This is a genomic window from Jiella soli (assembly GCF_020615385.1).
Lineage (GTDB): Bacteria > Pseudomonadota > Alphaproteobacteria > Rhizobiales > Rhizobiaceae > VKMB-3413.
The window spans coordinates 80,176-97,980 of sequence record NZ_JAJAVB010000048.1; the positions used below are offsets into that span (position 1 = coordinate 80,176).

16 protein-coding genes and 1 riboswitch are annotated in these 17,805 nt (G+C 67.0%); of the genes, 12 read left to right on the forward strand and 4 right to left on the reverse strand.

Annotation, left to right across the window (positions count from 1 at the left end; all coding sequences use genetic code 11):
- Window positions 1–98 precede the first annotated feature (98 nt).
- From LH400_RS25240 to LH400_RS25265, 6 genes are all read left to right on the forward strand, one after another.
- Window positions 99–3,527: a helicase-related protein gene (locus LH400_RS25240; protein ID WP_229156226.1), complete on the forward strand. Its 3,429-nt coding sequence runs from the start codon at window positions 99–101 to the stop codon at window positions 3,525–3,527.
- Window positions 3,517–3,969 carry an RNA-binding S4 domain-containing protein gene (locus tag LH400_RS25245; RefSeq protein WP_229156227.1) on the forward strand — a complete coding sequence of 151 codons (453 nt, stop codon included), beginning with the start codon at window positions 3,517–3,519 and terminating at the stop codon, window positions 3,967–3,969. The genes LH400_RS25240 and LH400_RS25245 overlap by 11 nt, the downstream gene beginning before the upstream one ends.
- A gap of 265 nt (window positions 3,970–4,234) precedes the next feature.
- A complete protein-coding gene (gene fdxA, locus LH400_RS25250) occupies window positions 4,235–4,573 on the forward strand; it encodes a ferredoxin FdxA (RefSeq protein WP_229156228.1) in 339 nt (112 codons plus the stop codon).
- 463 nt (window positions 4,574–5,036) lie between these two features.
- Window positions 5,037–5,669: a CarD family transcriptional regulator gene (locus tag LH400_RS25255; protein WP_229156229.1), complete on the forward strand. Its 633-nt coding sequence runs from the start codon at window positions 5,037–5,039 to the stop codon at window positions 5,667–5,669.
- A gap of 319 nt (window positions 5,670–5,988) precedes the next feature.
- Window positions 5,989–6,855 carry an RNA polymerase factor sigma-32 gene (locus tag LH400_RS25260; protein ID WP_229156230.1) on the forward strand — a complete coding sequence of 289 codons (867 nt, stop codon included), beginning with the start codon at window positions 5,989–5,991 and terminating at the stop codon, window positions 6,853–6,855.
- Window positions 6,856–7,077: 222 nt separating this feature from the next.
- Window positions 7,078–8,190, forward strand: coding sequence for a radical SAM/SPASM domain-containing protein (locus LH400_RS25265; protein WP_229156231.1), 1,113 nt, complete (start codon window positions 7,078–7,080; stop codon window positions 8,188–8,190).
- A 260-nt stretch (window positions 8,191–8,450) separates the two neighbouring features.
- Here LH400_RS25265 and LH400_RS25270 read toward each other — a convergent pair whose 3' ends face one another.
- The 4 genes from LH400_RS25270 to thiB all read right to left on the reverse strand — a co-directional run bounded on the left by LH400_RS25270 (window position 8,451) and on the right by thiB (window position 13,757).
- Entirely contained in the window at window positions 8,451–9,950 is a 1,500-nt protein-coding gene (locus LH400_RS25270) for a M48 family metalloprotease (RefSeq protein WP_229156232.1), read from the reverse strand.
- Between the two features lie 192 nt (window positions 9,951–10,142).
- Window positions 10,143–10,946: a thiamine ABC transporter ATP-binding protein gene (thiQ, locus tag LH400_RS25275; protein ID WP_229156233.1), complete on the reverse strand. Its 804-nt coding sequence runs from the start codon at window positions 10,944–10,946 to the stop codon at window positions 10,143–10,145.
- A complete protein-coding gene (thiP, locus tag LH400_RS25280) occupies window positions 10,943–12,580 on the reverse strand; it encodes a thiamine/thiamine pyrophosphate ABC transporter permease (protein WP_229156234.1) in 1,638 nt (545 codons plus the stop codon). The genes thiQ and thiP overlap by 4 nt, the downstream gene beginning before the upstream one ends.
- A gap of 136 nt (window positions 12,581–12,716) precedes the next feature.
- Window positions 12,717–13,757, reverse strand: a complete 1,041-nt coding sequence (thiB, locus tag LH400_RS25285; RefSeq protein WP_229156235.1) for a thiamine ABC transporter substrate binding subunit — start codon at window positions 13,755–13,757, stop codon at window positions 12,717–12,719.
- Window positions 13,758–13,805: 48 nt separating this feature from the next.
- Window positions 13,806–13,908, reverse strand: a riboswitch (TPP riboswitch).
- A gap of 177 nt (window positions 13,909–14,085) precedes the next feature.
- Here thiB and LH400_RS25290 point away from each other — a divergent pair.
- The 6 genes from LH400_RS25290 to LH400_RS25315 all read left to right on the forward strand — a co-directional run bounded on the left by LH400_RS25290 (window position 14,086) and on the right by LH400_RS25315 (window position 17,796).
- Window positions 14,086–14,727: a thiamine diphosphokinase gene (locus LH400_RS25290; protein ID WP_229156236.1), complete on the forward strand. Its 642-nt coding sequence runs from the start codon at window positions 14,086–14,088 to the stop codon at window positions 14,725–14,727.
- A 250-nt stretch (window positions 14,728–14,977) separates the two neighbouring features.
- Window positions 14,978–15,178, forward strand: coding sequence for a 50S ribosomal protein L35 (gene rpmI / locus LH400_RS25295; RefSeq protein WP_229156237.1), 201 nt, complete (start codon window positions 14,978–14,980; stop codon window positions 15,176–15,178).
- A 38-nt stretch (window positions 15,179–15,216) separates the two neighbouring features.
- Entirely contained in the window at window positions 15,217–15,636 is a 420-nt protein-coding gene (gene rplT, locus LH400_RS25300; protein ID WP_229156238.1) for a 50S ribosomal protein L20, read from the forward strand.
- A 162-nt stretch (window positions 15,637–15,798) separates the two neighbouring features.
- Window positions 15,799–16,884 carry a phenylalanine--tRNA ligase subunit alpha gene (pheS, locus tag LH400_RS25305; protein ID WP_229156239.1) on the forward strand — a complete coding sequence of 362 codons (1,086 nt, stop codon included), beginning with the start codon at window positions 15,799–15,801 and terminating at the stop codon, window positions 16,882–16,884.
- Between the two features lie 2 nt (window positions 16,885–16,886).
- Window positions 16,887–17,330: a GFA family protein gene (locus tag LH400_RS25310; protein ID WP_229156339.1), complete on the forward strand. Its 444-nt coding sequence runs from the start codon at window positions 16,887–16,889 to the stop codon at window positions 17,328–17,330.
- A gap of 55 nt (window positions 17,331–17,385) precedes the next feature.
- The gene (locus LH400_RS25315; RefSeq protein WP_229156240.1) at window positions 17,386–17,796 is read left to right on the forward strand and encodes a hypothetical protein; all 411 of its coding nucleotides are present in this window, start codon (window positions 17,386–17,388) and stop codon (window positions 17,794–17,796) included.
- The last annotated feature ends 9 nt before the right edge of the window (window positions 17,797–17,805 follow it).

Consider the following 17,805-nt stretch of genomic DNA (forward strand, 5'->3'; position numbering starts at 1 on the left):
CGAGACCGGCCACGGCCGGCGTCGAACGCGACGGTTCGGTAGCACAGATGGCCTTAAGCCTTTCAGACCGGCTCCGGCATCCCATCTAAGCGGTACGCATGACCGAGCTTCGACCTGTTCCCGACACGATCCGATTCGACGGCACCAATGTGACCGCGGTCCTCGGGCCGACGAATACGGGCAAGACCTTCCTCGCGATCGAGCGGATGATCGCGCATTCGTCCGGAACGATCGGCCTGCCGCTGCGGCTGCTCGCGCGGGAAGTCTACGCGAAGGTGGTCGACCGGGTCGGTGTCGGTGCCGTGGCGCTGATCACCGGCGAGGAGAAGATCAAGCCACCGAACGCCCGCTATTTCGTCTGCACGGTCGAGGCGATGCCGCGCAATCCCGGCACCGCCTTCGTCGCCATCGACGAGGTGCAGCTGGCGAACGATCTGGAACGCGGCCACGTCTTCACCGATCGGATCCTGCATTGCCGGGGCAGCCAGGAGACGCTGCTCCTCGGTGCGCCAACCATGCAGACGGTTCTGGCGAAGCTCCTGAAGGGCGTCCAGACGACGACGCGCCCGCGCCTGTCGAACCTGACCTATGCCGGCTCCAAGAAGATAACCCGGCTGCCGCGCCGGAGCGCCATCGTCGCCTTCTCCGCCGACGAGGTCTATGCGATCGCCGAACTGATTCGCCGGCAGCGGGGCGGGGCGGCGGTGGTCCTCGGGGCGCTCTCGCCGCGCACCCGCAACGCCCAGGTGGCGCTCTACCAGTCCGGCGACGTCGACTTCCTGGTCGCCACCGACGCGATCGGCATGGGGCTCAATCTCGACGTCGACCATGTCGCCTTCGCCCAGGACTGGAAATTCGATGGCTTCCAGTACCGCCAGCTGACGCCGGCCGAGTTCGGCCAGATCGCCGGCCGGGCGGGCCGCCACGTCAGGGACGGCACCTTCGGCGTGACCGGACGCGTCGATCCGCTGCCGACCGAGCTCGTCGAAGCGCTGGAAGCTCACCGGTTCGCGCCGATCAAGGTGCTGCAGTGGCGCAGCAGCGATCTCGACTTCTCCTCGATCGCGGCGCTGACGGCGAGCCTGGAACGCCCGCCCCCCTCCGCCGAACTCACCCGCGCGCTGCCCTCGGTCGACCAGCGCGCGCTGCAGTTTCTGTCGCGTGACCCGGCAATCGAGCGCCGCGCGACCGGCCGCCGCCGGGTCGAGCTTCTCTGGGAGGCCTGCAAGCTTCCCGACTATCGCCGCATCGCGCCGGCCCAGCATGCCGAGATCATCGCCGCGATCTACGGCGACCTGACCGACAACGGCCATGTCTCGGAGGACTACATGGCGTCCCAGGTGCATCGGGCCGACCGGACCGAGGGCGATCTCGACACCCTGTCCCAGCGCATCGCGGAAATCCGCACCTGGACATACATTTCCCACCGTCCCGACTGGCTTGCCGATCCGACACACTGGCAGGAAAAGACACGGGACATTGAAGACCGACTTTCCGACGCTCTACACGATAGGTTGACGAAACGCTTCGTAGACCGCAGGACAAGCGTCTTGATGAGGCGGCTGAGAGAGAACGCGTTCATGGAAGCTGAAATCGCCAGCGACGGCACGGTGGTGGTCGAAGGCCATCCCGTTGGCGAACTTCAGGGATTTCGGTTCACGCCGGACACCAAGGCCGAGGGCGCCGACGGCAGGGCCGTACGTGCGGCCGCGCAGAAGGCGCTCGCCGGCGAGTTCGACAAGCGCGCCGAGCGCTTCACGAACGCGCCGAACGGCGATCTGGCGCTGGCATCGGACGGGCTGGTGCGCTGGCTCGGTGCACCGGTCGCCAGCCTTTCGGCGGGCGAGGACGCCCTGAAGCCGAAGGTCGTGATCCTGGCCGACGAGCAGTTGGCCGGTCCTTCGCGCGACAAGGTCGCGGCGCGGGCCGAGCGCTTCCTCACCTACCAGGTCTCGACGATCCTGAAGCCGCTGCTCGACCTGAAGTCGGCCGAGGGGCTGGAGGGCACGGCGCGCGGCCTCGCCTTCCGCCTGACCGAGAATTTCGGCCTTCTGCAGCGCCGCGACGTCTCCGAGGAGGTGCGCGCGCTCGATCAGGCCTCGCGCGCTGCGCTCAGGCGCTGCGGCGTGCGCTTCGGCGCCTACCATATCTTCGTGCCGACGCTGATCAAGCCGGCACCGGCCAGCCTCCTGACGCTTCTGTGGGCGATCCAGAACGACGGCCGCGATCGGCCGGGCTTCGGCGAGGTGACGCATCTCCTGGCGACGGGCCGCACCTCGGCGGTCGCCGATCCGAGCTTCGACCCGGTGTTCTACGCGCTGGCCGGCTACCGGCTGCTCGGTCGCCGCGCCGTGCGAATCGATATTCTCGAGCGCCTCGCCGACCTCATCCGCCCGGCGCTCGCCTGGAAGCCCGGTTCCGGCAAGCGGCCGGAAGGCGCCTTTAACGGCTCGCAATTCCTGGTGACCCCGGCAATGATGTCGATCCTGGGCGCCACCGCCGAGGACATGGACGAGATCCTGAAGGGCCTCGGCTATCGTCCGCAGGGCATGGAAGCCGACGGGGTGGAATCGGAGCTGAAGCGGCTCGATGCGGAGGCCGCCGCGGCCGCAGAGGCCCAGAGGGCCGAAGTCGCCGAAAAGGCCGCTCGGGCGGCCGCCGAGGCGGCTGCCTCGGCCGAGGCGCCGCAGCCCGCCGAAGCGGCGTCTGCGGAGATGCCTGCTGACACCGCCGCGCCGGAGGATGCCGCCGCCGCCGAGCCGGCTGCTGCCGAACCGGCACTTGTGGCCGTGGACGCAGCGGCAGAGACCGCCGCGAGCGTAGCGACGGACGACGGCGCGCCGGCCGCTGTCGAAGCTGCTACGGCTACGCCGCCGGCGGAGATGGCGGCAGCCGACCCTGCGGAGACCGAGTCCCCCGAGGCTCCCGCATCCGACGAGACCACGGCGGTCGCGTCCTCGTCCGAGACGCCGGAGGACGCTGCGACCGAGAAAGCAGAGGCGTCCGCTGCGCCGGAGGCCGAAGTCGAGGCACAGGCCGGCGAGGCCGCGGCCACGCAGGAGACTGGCGAAGCCTCCGAAGCGTCCGCTCCCGGAACCGCTGAGGCCGAAGCTTCTCAGCCGGCGGAGCCGCGGATCGTCCAGGTCTGGCGTCCGCATCGGGGCGGTGATCGCAACGCCAATCGCGAGCGGCACGGACGGCGCAACCGCCGCCCGGCCCCCGGCCAGGCGCAGGGCGCGCCCGGTGGCGAGGAGACGGCAGGGGTCGACGGCGACCGGCCGCCGCGCCATCAGCGCCACGGTAAGGGCGGCGGCGATCGTCCTGGCCAGGAGGAGCGCCAGCAGCGCTTCGGCAAAGGCGGTCCGAAGGGCGGCAAGGGACGGCCCCAGAAGGATCGTCCGGACCGGCCCGAGCGAAACGACCGCCAGGATGGCGGCTCGCGCCGCCCCGACAACAAGCCGCAGCGCGTCGATCCCGATTCGCCCTTCGCCAAACTCGCCGCCCTGAAGGAGAAGCTTGGCCGATAATCCGACCGGCGAAGCGGCGGCTGGCGCCGGCCAGCGCGTCGACAAATGGCTCTTCTTCGCAAGGGTCGCGAAGTCGCGCACGCTTGCACAGAAGCTGGTTCAGTCCGGGGTGGTTCGGGTCAACCGCGAGAAGATCAACAATGCCGCGCGGATCGTGCGGCCAGGCGACGTCCTGACGCTGTCGATCGGCGGCAGGGTGCGCGTCCTGAAGGTGCTGGATCCGGGAACACGCCGGGGGCCAGCCAGCGAGGCGGCGCTCCTCTACGAAGAGATGGGAACCGCTGCCGCGAGCCCTGCGGCCGCCACCGACGCAAGCGTCTCGCGTGAGGACGCGCGACCCGCGGACCTTTCGCTCGGCCAGCCGGCGCCGAGCCCCGGCGGTCGCCCCGGCAAGCACGACCGGTGCGCGCTGCAGCGTCTGCGCCGCGGCGAGGCCGGGTGACGCCGGCAAGTGGGCCGAGCCGATATCTGCTCGCCGATGCGGCTTCCTCTCCATTCCCGCCGCAACTCATCCGCTAGCCGACAGAAAATCTTTGCGAAATCCGCCCCGGACGCGACAAGCTTTGCGCTTGCATGGCATTTCCGGAGTGGCTACGTCGGCGGCACCACCTTCGGCCCGACGATTTGCGCGACGCATCTTGCGCATCGCACGCGGCCTGCGAACCGGGTGGCCCGGCGCCGGGCCACCGCCACCTTGAGGACCCGTCATGACCTATGTGGTGACCGACAACTGCATCCGCTGCAAGTACATGGACTGTGTGGAGGTCTGCCCGGTCGACTGCTTCTACGAAGGCGACAACATGCTCGTCATCCACCCGGACGAGTGCATCGACTGCGGTGTCTGCGAGCCGGAATGCCCAGCCGAGGCGATCAAGCCGGACACCGAACCGAACCTCGACAAGTGGCTGCAGGTGAACGCCGAATACGCCGACAAATGGCCCAACATAACGATCAAGCGGGAAGGCCCGGCGGACGGGAAGGAATTCGACGGGCAGGAGGGCAAGTTCGAAAAGTACTTCTCGCCGGAGCCCGGCCAGGGCGATTGAGACGGCTCATCGGCTAATGGCCGCGATGCGGGGCGCAGCGCAGCTTGCCGCCGGGCCGGATCGTCTCTTGCGAATATGGTCCGGCAGCGGACCGGAATTGGTCGGCTGACAAACGCGGTCGCGCCGTGCGCCGTGGTGCGCGCACGCCCCAGCCGCCGGAAATCCTTGAATTTTTCGCCAGCCTCGTGTAGGATGCGTCACACAGTCGGGCGCTGTGGCAATCGCGCCACGCTCTTTGGCGCTCACGGGTTTCCGAAAGGACGTTTCCTTTATCGCCACGTACTTGGCGGTTCCCTTGCCGGGCCGGGTTTTTCACGCGGCCCGTGGCAGGAAAAGGGCGACATCATACCCATCGACTGCGGTCTGACGGCTCCCGAAGGGTCGTCCAAATCGGCGACAAGCGGTCGCTGCCCGTGTCTAGCGGCTGTCGCGGCTGGACACAACAGGGAGTAAGAAGAAGCGTATGAGCAGTCAGAAGAAGGCGACGAACAGCCTGGGCTTCAAGACCGGCGAGAGCATCGTCTACCCCGCGCACGGCGTCGGCCAGATCGTCGCGATCGAGGAACAGGAAGTCGCGGGCATGAAGCTCGAACTGTTCGTCATCGATTTCGAGAAGGACAAGATGCGCCTGAAGGTGCCGGTGGCCAAGGCCAATTCGATCGGCATGCGCAAGCTCTCTGAAACCGATTTCGTCGACCGCGCGCTCAAGGTCGTGCAGGGCCGCGCCCGGGTCAAGAAGACCATGTGGAGCCGCCGCGCCCAGGAATACGACGCCAAGATCAATTCCGGCGACCTGATCCAGATCGCCGAAGTCGTTCGCGACCTCTATCGCGCAGAGAGCCAGCCGGAGCAGTCCTATTCCGAGCGCCAGCTCTACGAGGCGGCCCTCGGCCGCATGGCGCGTGAGCTTGCAGCCGTCAACGAGGTCTCCGAGACCGAGGCGGTGCAGCTCATCGAGGTCAATCTGAACAAGGGTCCGAAGCGCCTGCCCAAGGGCGCGACGGCCGAAGATGAAGGCGAAGGCGACGCCGAGACCGAAGGCGACAACGATGCCGCGGTCGAGGGCTCCGAGCAGCAGCGCGAAGAGGCGGCCTGATCGACCATGGGCGGGCTTCGGCCCGTCCGCGGTGAGGCCTTCCCCGCAGCGTTCAGAACCAGATTTGCGACGGGACCGGCGGCCTTTGGGCCGCCGGTCTTTTTTTTCGTGGGAAGAAGTGTTAATCTCTGCGGATCAGCGCGTTGCGACCCGGATCGGTCTTGCCGCGAAGCTGGCTCCCTCTACATTCGCTGGAAAAGTTTGCCCCTCTGGGAACGTTTGGCCCGGCCGTGCGTTTCGCCGGTACCCGGCGCGCGATCTTCTCTTGGACTCGCGCGGTAGGCCTAAACGCCGCATAGCTTGACCGGAGGGTTGCAAGATGAAGTCTCAGTCCGCTCGACGCACGATGATCCGTGCCGCCATGGCCGCGCCCTATCTCCAGCGCGAAGAGGAATACGAACTCGCCGTCCGGTGGAAGGAACACCGCGACCAGGAAGCCCTCCATAAGATCACTTCCGCGCATATGCGCCTGGTCATCTCGATGGCCTCCAAATTCCGGCATTTCGGCCTGGCGATGAGCGATCTCATCCAGGAAGGCCATGTCGGGCTCCTGGAAGCGGCGGCCCGCTTCGAGCCGGAGCGGGAGGTTCGCTTCTCCACCTATGCCACCTGGTGGATCCGCGCCTCCATTCAGGATTATATCCTGCGCAACTGGTCGATCGTCCGCGGCGGCACCTCGTCGGCCCAGAAGGCGCTGTTCTTCAACCTTCGCCGGCTCCGCGCCCGTCTCAGCCAAGGGTCCGAAAGCCTTTCCGGCACGGCGATGTACCGGGAGATCGCGACGGCGCTCAAAGTGTCCGAAGGCGATGTCGCGCTGATGGACTCGCGGCTGTCGGGTCCCGATTCCTCGCTCAATGCGCCACTCGTCGAGGACGAATCCGGCAGTGCTGACCGTCAGGATTTCCTGGTTTCTCACGACCCGCTGCCCGACGAGATGGTGTCGAGCTCGATCGACGACGAGCGCCGCGTCACCTGGCTGAATTCGGCCCTCGGCGTTCTGTCCGATCGCGAACTGAAGATCATTCGCGAGCGCCGGCTTCAGGATGACGGGGCGACGCTGGAGGCTCTTGGCCTCAAGCTCGGCATCTCCAAGGAGCGGGTCCGCCAGATCGAGACGAGGGCGCTCGAAAAGCTGCGTGCGGCGCTTCTGGAAACCAATGCCGATCGCGCGGCCTATGTAAGCTGACGCGGGAGCGCAGACAAAATCGTCGGGGACGCGAAAGGCGGGAAGATCGTGGGGTACGATCTTCCCGCCTTTCGTTTGAGGCTTGTCTCTCCGATCGGAGGCCTCCCTGCGTCTTCTCCCCTCCCAAGATCTTGAGGATCTCGAAGGTGGAGGAGAGACGGACAAGGTTGCCGCAAGGCCGACTGCCTACGCCAAGAGGAATTCTTGGCAGGCGGGAAGCAAATGACGACACCTGGCTATTTTCATCGACGGCTTTCGGATCAAAATAGTCGACCGGACGGGCTGGCGGCGATCGCCGACTTTCCGAAGAACGCGCTCATCGAACTGACCAATGGCTGCAATCACGCCTGCATCTTCTGCAAGAATTCCGATCAGGCGCGCCGGCACACCCATCTGCCGCTCGAGATATTCCGGGATTTCGTCGAGCAGGCGGTGGAGCTCGGCTTGCGGGAAGTCGGGCTCTACGCCACCGGCGAGCCCTTCATGACCAAGAACCTCGAGGACTATGTCGCGGCCGCGAAGGGCCTCGGCATCGAGAGGATCTATCTCACCAGCAATGGGGCGCTCGCCAGCCAGGAGCGTGTCCAGAAATGCGTGGAGGCGGGGCTCGACAGCATCAAGTTCTCGATCAACGCCGCCAATCGCCGGGACTATCGCGCCGTTCACGGCTTCGACGATTTCGAGACCGTCATGGCCAATGTCAGGGCCATCAATCGCTGGCGGAAGGATGAAGGGATCGCGCTGCAGATGCTCGCCTCATGCGTCTGCATTCCGAGCCTGCCCGATCTGAAGGACGAGCATCGCAAGGTGTTTTCCGAATATTTCGACGACATCCTCTACGTGAACGCCGGCAGCCAGGGCGGCCAGTCTTTCGAACTGGCGATACCTGAGGCTTGGAAGCGGCCGGTCTTCGGCAATATCGGCAAGGAGGTCGCGACCGAGAAGATCAAGCCCTGCGCCATGCTGTGGAACCGGTATCACCTGACGGCGGAGGGATATCTGTCGGGCTGCTGCGTCGACTACGATCTCGACCTCGTCTTCGGCGACTTCAAGAAGGACAAGCTGCGCACGCTCTGGAACAACCGGCTGATCGCCGGGCTCCGGCAGAAGCACCTCGACCGCGCGCTCGAAGGCACGATCTGCGACCAGTGCATGCACAACCGGCCGGCGCCCTACCAGCCTCTCCTCGAGGTCGAGAGCCGGCGGAAGTCGCAGGTGGTGCGGCAGCGGGAATCGGCCAAGCTCGCCGCCCGTTTCTCCGCGATCGGCGATCCCCTGGAGATGGACGATCCGACCGAGGAACAGGAGATGGATGCGGTGCGGGCCATTTCATAGGGCAGATTTCGCCGCTCGGCTTCGGCGGCGTTCGAATTTCGAATTCGATCCACCAGCCGGCGAGTCCCTTCAAGGTCCGCTGCGACGCCCGGCCTGAGCGGGACACGACTTTCGCCGCGATAGGACAGGGCCTCGTCTCAACTCGGTCGTGTCCGCCCGGCCTGGCGCCCTGTTTCGCACGATCTCGTCGAAGCGCTGAACCCGGGTCTCCGGAGTGCGGACAAGGGCCGGCCGTGTGGCCGCCCTCCGGGACGCCGCGTCTATTCCGCGACGATCTTGTAGCGCCGTCCGGCCACGATGCCGTCGTTCGACCCAAGCTCGTTCAAGAGGCGGAACATTGCCTCCTTGCGGTCGACACCGATCATCCTGCCGGCCATCGTTGCGGCGCTGTCGCCTGCCGCCGCCGCAACGATCCGGATGCGCAACGGCTTCAGATTGGCCTTCTCCTGCGGGCTGAGCAGCCGGAAGGAGTCCGACACTTGGTCGGCGATACGGCTGGCCGAATTAGCGGAGCTCGCGGGAACCGCCGTCAGGAAGCGATAGACCTGGCCGCCGACGCGGATCACCGTGACGTCGAAGGCGTAGTCGCCGCCGCGAGCGCGTGCCGACACCGCCTCCAGGGAGCCGATCCGCCGCTCCCGGATGCTGTCCCTGTCCAGGCCGCCGATCCAGCCCGAGTTCACATAGTCGGTGAGGCTGCGATTGGCCGGCAGCGCGACGCCGTCGAAGCGGATCGCGGTGTCGCCGGGACCGGTCGCCAGCACCGCCTCGGCGGTGTTGTCGATGACGAAATCTGCCGGGACCTCGAAGGTGATGCCAAGGCCAGGATGGTAGAACCGATGTTCGCGGACATAGCCTTCGGCAGCCGAGTCGCCGAACAACATGCCGTCGATCCCCGAGAGATAATGGTCGCGGTCGGTGGCGCCGCCGCCCGACGGATCGGCCTGGCCGGCGAGCGTCTTGGCGAGTTGGATGCGCTGCGGCGCGGAGGGGTGCGAGGCGAGGAAGTCGAGATTGGGATTGTTCGCCTGGAAGGCGTTGCGGAACTTCTGGAAGTCCTCCATCGCCTCCAGGAACCGCGCCGCGGCGTAGGGATCGTAGCCCGCGCGCGCGATATGCTTGATGCCGAGCGCGTCCGCCTGCAGCTCCTGCTGGCGGGAGAACTGCGCGAGGCTGAGCTTGTTGCGGGCGAGCGCGAGCTGGCCGGCCGGATCGCTGTGGAGGACGTCGGTCACCACGCGGCTGGCGATTTCCGCCGCCTGTTCGCGCTGCTGGCGCTCGATGCCGTGATTGGCGGTGATGTGGCCCATCTCATGGCCGATCACGGCGGCCACTTCCGCCGAATCGGTGGCGAGCGCGAGGAGGCCGCGGGTAATGTAGACATAGCCGCCGGGCAGGGCGAAGGCGTTGATGTTCGGCGAGTTGAGAATGGTGATTCGGTAGGCCCGAGTCGGATCGTCGGTCACCGCCGCCAGCCGCCCGACGACGGTCGCCAGCATCCGCTCGAGCTTCGGATCGGAATAGGCGCCGCCATAGGCCGCCAGGATTTTCGGATGCTGGGACTTGCCGATGACCGATTGCGGGTCCTCGGCCTGGACCTGATCGAAGCTGATCGGCTCGTGCGGCGGGGCGGCATAGCCGGTCTGGACGCTGCTTCCGCCGACGCCGCTGGTCAGGCCGTCGAGGCCTTGTTCAACAGTCGTGCAGGCGCCGGTCGCGAGCAGCACGAGAAGCGAAGCGCTGCACAGAACGGAGCGCATCGCATGCCGTCTCGACCGATTCCCGCTCGTTCCCATCATTGCCGCGATTGCCGCCCCCGTCACCCGTCGCAACCAGTATTCGTCGCGCCACTTGCGCAGACTGTGCCGAATCGTTTCTCGCTGCGGAAGGATAGAACCGCAACAGAACGTCTCAAATTGTGACGGAACCCCTCGATTCCAATAGGATAGCAGCTAACAAGCAAATTCGCCGGAAATGCGTCGGCGATCGTTCGGCCGACTTCCGAGATAGCGTGCCACCCGTTCATCCCCGGCTCCGGACAGGATCTCCCCGGTCGGCCCGACGACGGCGATTCGTCCGGCCTCGACGAAGGCGGTTCGATCGGTCCGGCCGGCGGCATCCTCCGGATCGTGGGTTATCATGATCACGGTGACGGCGTCGCGTCCATTCGCCTGGCGCAGGGACCCGATGAGCTCGAGCATCTCGGACCGCAGCGCCGGTCCGAGCGCGGCGAAGGGCTCGTCGAGGAGCAGCAGCGGACGCTGGCGGACGAAGGCTCGCGCCAGCGCCACGCGCTGGCGTTCGCCGCCCGACATCTCCGCAGGCCGGCGCCGCTCGAAACCCGTAAGACCCACCTCGGCGATCGCCTCGGCTACCGCGTCCTTCTGTGCGCTTTGAAGTTTCAGGTTCGGTGCCACGCCGAGTGCGACGTTGCGGAAGACGTCGAGATGGGGGAACAGATTGTTGTCCTGGAAGACGAGGCTCAGCGGCCGCTCGGCCGGGGCGACACCTTCCATGTCGGCGCCGGCGATGCGGATTGTCCCCGATTCCGGCTCCGCGAAGCCCGCGGCGAGATCGAACAGGGTGGACTTGCCGGCGCCGCTCGGGCCGATGACGGCCAGCCATTCGCCGCTCTCCACCCGCAGGTCGAAGCGCATGGCGAGATCCGCGTAGGAGAAGCGCACGTCCGCCATTTCGAGGGCCGGCACGGAACCCGCCGCAGGAGCTTCCTTGGTCTTTAGACGATCTACGCTCATGCCGGCCGCCGATCCCTGCTGAGGCCGCTTTCGGCAAGCGTCATCAGGGCGAGGCAGAGGAAGCCGAGGATGAGCGCGAGGCCGGCGGCGTCGCTCGTGCGATAGCTGCCCATGCGCTGCAGAAGAAGGTAGGGCAGGGTCACGAAATCCTGGCTCCCGAATAGGGCGATGGCACCGAGATCGCCGAGCGAGATCGCCAGGGCGAACGCAAAGGCGAGACCGAGCGGCGCCCGGATTGCCGGCCAGTCGACAAGCCGGACACGCGACAGGCCGGACAGGCCGAGGCTGTCGGCAAGCCGGCCGCTGCGCTCCGAAGCTTCGCGAAGGGCCGGTCCGACGATCCGCACGATGAACGGCACGGCCATGGCGGCATTCGTCGCAACGACCACATACGGCCCGGTTGCGAAGACGTCGGTGAAGCGTCGCAGGGCGAGGAACCAGCCGGCGCCGACGACGATGGGCGGGACGACGAGGACGAGGCTTGCAGCCGTCTCCATCGCGCCCCCGGCAAGGCGCGGCATGTCGGCGCCGTCAGGGCGCCTGCCCCGGACCCGCGGGCGCAACGCCTCGATCGCAAGAAGGATGGCGGTCGACAGGAGGAGGCCGAGAATGGCGGCCGAAAACGCGACGACGAGGCTCGTCACCGCCGCGCCGCGGACGGCCGCCTCCGACACGAGGCGGAGGAGATCGGCCGAAAGCCCGGAAATCAAAACCGCCAGGAAGGGTGAGAGCACGAAGGCCACCCCGATGACGAGCACGACCCGGTCTAGCCCCGCGCGGATCCGGCTCGGCCTGTCGTAGCGCCGCGCCCGGCCGCCGAGGCCGAAGCCGCCCGCCGGATCGCCGCCGAGCCGTGTTGCGGCAAGGAGGATCGCGGCGGTGAGCGCGACCTGCAGGAGCGACAGGGCGACGGCGCGGCCGGGATCGAAATCGTAGCGCAGCGCCTGGTAGATCGCGACCTCGAGCGTGGTTGCGCCCGGACCGCCGCCGAGGACGAGGACGAGCGTGAAGCTTGTGACGCAGAGCATGAAGACGAGGCCTGCGGCGCCGGGAAGGCTCGGCCGGATCGCCGGCCATTCGATCAGGCGGAAGGTCGCGAGCGGGGGCAAAGCGAGTTGGCCGGCGAGCTTCCAGCTTTCCGCCGGCACCCGGTCGAGCGCGGACAGGATCAACCGTGCCGCCAGCGGCAGATTGAAGAAGACATGGGCGATGAGAATGCCGGACAGGCCGTAGACGTCGAGCCGCGGCATGCCCAGCGCTGCGAGAGCCGAGGAGACGGCGCCGTTGCGGCCCCAGACCGCGATGATCGCCAGCGCACCGACGAGGACGGGCAGCGCCTGCGGCAGGAGGAACAGCCGCAGCACCGCGCCGCGGCCGAAGAAGCGGATGCGGTGAAGCGCCAGCGCCAGCGGCACCGCGCCGACCACCGAGAGGACAGTCGAAAGCACCGCCTGTTCGAGCGTGAACCAGACGAGCGAGCGGATATAGGGGTCGCCGACGGCGGCAAGAAGGCTGCCGGCGGTGTCGCCGCTCGCGGCGAGAAGCACGAAGGCACCGCCGAGAAAGGCGAAGAGAAGCGCGGTTGCCGCCGCGCCGAGGGCGATTCGCACGCGCCGGTCGGTTCCCCGCATCATGGCGCCGGACGTCGCTTGCAAGACGATCCCGCGGACGTCCGGCCGGGACCTGCGGCGATGGCGAGATTCGCGTCGACGAAGCGTCTGCCCGCCGGGGCGAGGCGGCCGGGGAGGGGCCCGGCGGAAGGGGTAAGGATCATCGCCGGCCGAGCGCTTCCAGCCATTCCTGCGTCCAGGCCTTGCGGTTCTTCGCGACCGTCTGCGGGTCGATCGAGATCGGCGTCTCGACCTTGGCCGGCGCCTCGAATTCCGGCGGCAGCGCGATGTCGTCCCGCACCGGCAGCGTCCAGTTGGTGGTCGGCAGGATCTCTTGCACCTCTGGAGTCAGCATGAAGGCGAGGAAGTTGCGGGCGAGCTCCGGCCTGTCGGCGCTCTTCAAGGCGCCGCCCACCTCGATCTGCAGATATTGCCCATCCGAGAAGCGCGCGGCCTGGTAGCGGTCGGACTTCTCCTCGATCTGGTGATAGGCGGGCGAAGTCGTGTAGCTGAGGACGATCGGCACCTCGCCATTGGTGAACAGGCCATAGGCCTCGCTCCAGCCGGGGGTGACGGTGAGGATGCGGTCGGACAGCGTCTGCCACTTGGCGGCGGCCTCGTCGCCATAGATCGCCTTCATCCAGAGCAGGAAGCCGAGCCCGGGCGTCGAGGTGCGCGGATCCTCGATCGCGATCTTCACTTGCGGGTCGCCGGTGACGAGATCGTCGAGGCTTTTCGGCGGGGTCTTGATCGTCTGCGTGTCGTAGACGAAGGCGAGATAGGAATAGTCGTAAGGAACGAAGACCGGATCGGAGAAGCCGGTGGGCACGCTGATGTCGGACTGATCGACATGGCTGTCGACGAACAGGCCGGTTGCCTTGGCTTCAGGAATGAGATCGGTGGTGAGCCCGAGCGCGACGTCGGCCTCGGTCGAGGCGCCTTCGAGCTTGAGCCGGTTGAGGATGGCGACCCCGTCTTCCAGGCCGACGAAGCGGAGGTCGCAGTCGCAGACCTCTTCGAACATCTTCTCGATCTTCGGTCCGGGACCCCAGTCCGGGGTGAAGCTGTCATAGGTGTAGACGGCCAGGACCGGCTTGTCGTCCTGCGCCAGCGCATGCGTCGTCGAAAGCGAGGCGAGGGCGGCGCCAAGGACCAGCGGCGCGAGCCGTCGTGTGGAATGGGAGGCGGAGGATGCGGGCATTGCGACATCTTTCGCTATGTGCCGAGGAGGCGGTCGCGCTGCCCTTAAGACCTGCAACGCTCGCAATCCCTCCGCCGGCACGATCCGGATCAGGTTCGACGGGTTGGCGCTCGGCCTCTCAGCCCCTTCTCGGGCACCCCGTGTGAGCAGGACCGATATGTACGGGCCTCGCCCGGCTTGGCAAGGCCGGCAAGGCGCGCCGGCAGATGCCGCACAGGATCATTCGGAGACGACAAGGGCGGCGCCTGCCGTCCGACGCTCTGGTCTTGCCGTGGCGCGTCGGAAATTGATTCCGGTTCGCGGGCCGATGCTGTAGGTGCTGCGGCCGATGGCGCGATTCTCCATCCTTCTCGCCGGCCGGGTCGATCCGACGCCGGCTCTCCGTGACGCCCTTGCCGGCAGCCGCGTGATCGCCGCCGACGACGGGATCCGCCACGCCTCGGCCTTGGGCCTGTCCCCGGAGCTATGGGTCGGCGATTTCGATTCGACGCCGCAGCACCCGGCGATCGAACTCACCAGCATCACGCGCGAGCCGTTTCCGCGCGACAAGGACCAGACCGATGGGGAACTGGCGATCGAGGCGGCCATCGCGCGCGGCGCGACGCATCTCACCCTCGTCGGCGCGCTCGGCGGGCGGCGCAGCGACCACGCCTTCACCCATCTGGTTCTCGCCCTGCGCTACGCCGAAGCCGGCCTCGACGTCGAGCTTTTCGACGGCTTCGAGCATGGTTGGCCGCTCTTGCCGTCTGCGCGCCGGTTCGATCTCGCGCCGGGAACGCAGTTCTCCATCCTGAAATTCTCCGATCTCACCGGCCTTACCATCGCCGGAGCGAAATGGCCGCTGACCGACCTGACGGTCCCCTTCCAGTCGATCCTCACCCAGTCGAACGAAGCGCTCGGGCCCGTCGAGATCTCCATCGAGCGGGGCCGGGCGATCCTACTCGCGCAGGCCGATCCGTCGGTGCGGTAGCTGGAGATGGCGCGGACGCCTGCAAGACGGCGGGACGATCCGATCCCGGGCTTCGAACCTGCCTTGTCCCGCGCTGAGCCTTGCAACCCGGCCCTAAGCGGTGTATGAGCCCGACCCTGATGAGCCGTCCGGCAGGGCATGCCGTGGCGGCTCGCAATGCTGTCGCGACATTTCCGACATCGTCCGGAGGAAACAGGTGCCGCAGAGCGGTGCTTCTTTCTCGTCGCGATCCCCGACCGAGGAGAGCAAAATGCCCAAGATGAAGACGAAGTCGAGCGCCAAGAAGCGCTTCAGGATGACCGCCACCGGTCGCGTGAAGGCGGGAGCCGCCGGCAAGCGCCACGGCATGATCAAGCGTTCCAACGACTTTATCCGCGATGCGCGGGGCACGATGATTCTGTCGAAGCCCGACGAGCGCATCGTCAAGGTCTACATGCCCTACGACCGCTGAGCGGTCGGGCAGACACAAAGATTTCAGGAGCTTAGATCATGGCACGCGTCAAGCGGGGCGTTACGTCCCACGCCAAGCACAAGAAGGTTCTCAAGCAGGCCAAGGGTTTCTACGGCCGCCGCAAGAACACCATCCGCACCGCCAAGGCGGCGGTCGATCGCGCCAAGCAGTATGCGACGCGCGACCGCCGTGTGAAGAAGCGCAATTTCCGCGCCCTGTGGATCCAGCGCATCAACGCCGCAGTCCGCGAGCACGGCCTCACCTATGCGCGCTTCATCGACGGCCTCAACAAGGCCGGCATCGAAGTCGACCGCAAGGTCCTGTCCGACATCGCCATCCATGAGCCCGAGGCCTTCGCGGCCCTGTGCGAACAGTCGAAGGCGTCGCTCGCCTATCTCAAGGAGAGCGAGTTCGACGGCGCCTACGAGCGGGCCGTCGGCGAGAAGCGCGCCGCCTGATCGGGCGCCGCGAAACCGAATGACGGGGGCCCGCTGCCGCAAGGCGGCGGGCTTTTTTGCATGGGGCGCGCGGCTTCGGCACGGGCGGGTCCCTTTCCTGCGCGCCGCGCCGACGCTATTGACGCGCTCGTGCGGCAGGAACCGGATTGAAGGAGCGAAAGCGTGACCGACACCCCCGAGGCGCTGGAAGAGGCGGTGATCAGCGCGATCGCGGCTGCCACCGACGAGGCGGCGCTGGAAGAGATCCGCATCGCCGAACTCGGCAAGAAGGGCCGGATTTCCGATCTCCTGAAGGGGCTCGGCAAGATGAGCCCGGAGGAGCGGCGCGAGGTCGGCCCGCGGCTCAACGGTCTGCGCGACCGCGTCCAGGCGGCAGTCGCCGCCCGCCGCGAGGAACTCGCCGACGCCGCGATCGCTGCGAGGCTTCAGGCCGAGCGCGTCGACGTGACGCTTCCCGTGCGCATGGGACCGGCGGCGCGCGGCCGCATCCATCCGATCAGTCAGGTGATCGACGAGATCACGGCGATCTTCGCCGATATGGGGTTTTCCATTGCCGAAGGGCCGGACATCGAGACCGACCACTACAATTTCACGGCGCTGAACTTTCCCGAGGGCCATCCGGCGCGGGAGATGCACGACACCTTCTTCCTGAAGGCGAATGCGGCGGGCGAGCGCAAGCTCTTGCGCACCCATACCTCGCCGGTTCAGATCCACACCATGGAGCGGCAGGCCCCGCCGATCCGCATCGTCATCCCCGGCAAGACCTACCGGCAGGATTCGGACGCCACCCACTCGCCGATGTTCCATCAGGTCGAGGGGCTGGTGATCGACCGCTCGGCCAATGTCGCCAACATGAAGTGGGTGCTGGAAGAATTCTGCAAGGCGTTCTTCGAGGTGCCCTCGCTCAACATGCGCTTCCGGCCCTCCTTCTTCCCCTTCACCGAGCCGAGCCTCGAGGTCGACATCCAGTGCGATCGGTCGGGGTCCGAGATCCGCTTCGGCGAAGGCACGGATTGGATGGAGATCCTCGGCTGCGGCATGGTGCATCCGAACGTCCTTCGCGGCGTCGGCCTCGATCCGGACGAATATCAGGGTTTTGCCTGGGGCATGGGCATCGACCGCATCGCCATGCTGAAATATGGCATGCCGGACCTCAGGGCCTTCTTCGATTCCGACGTGCGCTGGCTGGAGCACTACGGCTTCCGCCCGCTCGACATGCCGACGCTGTTCGGGGGATTGAGCGGGTGACCATGCGGGGAGCGGCGATGGCGGGCGAACGACGCGCGACCGAGACCGAGCATGCCGGCGGCTGCCGCTGCGGGCGTATCCGCTTTTCGTCCACGGTCGCGCCGGACTTTCTCGGCATCTGCCATTGCGGGGACTGCCGGAGGGCTTCGGGTGCGCCGTTCCTGGCCTTTGTCGGGTTTCGGCGAGCCGATCTGCACTTCGTCGGCGCCGAGCTGAAGACGTTCGGAGAGGCTCCGGTCTCGCGCGGGTTCTGCGGAGACTGCGGCTCCCCGCTGACCTATGCGGACGCACGTCTTCCGGACCGGATCTTCGTCGTTCTCGGCGCCATGGACAGGGCGGAGCGCTACCCGCCCGATCAGCAGGCCTTTCTGTCGGAGCGGCTGCCTTTCGCTGCATTGACGGTAGACCTGCCAGGTCACGCCCGAACGAGTGTCCCGCGACCTTGATCCTCCGGTCGCCGCCCCAGATGCAACCTTCCGCAACCGAAGCCGGACTCTGCCCATGACAACCCGCCTGATCGTCCTTGATGCGATATCCGTCCTCGCCGGGGCGGTCATCGCCCTGTTCGTGGTCGATGTCATCGCCTGGATCTTTCTCGGCACGGCGATCGCAGGCATGGTCGCCTCGCTCGGCCGCTGGGTGATCATCCTCCTGACCGTCGCGCTCTTTGCCGTCTACTACCGCGTCCTGCCGACGACCGCCGCGGCGCTCGCCTCCTTCTTCACCGGCGTCGTCCTGCCGCTCGTCGCGGAAAAGCTGATCTTCGGGTCCAGCCTGCCGACCACCTCGCTCCTGTTCCTCTATGTCGTGTTCGCGGTCGTGGCGCTGTTCGTCTACCGGTTTGTGCGAGCCGGGGCTCCCGCGCGCGGCATGGCCGAGCGGGTCACCACGCCCGGCGACGGGCAGTCCTGACGTCGGCGC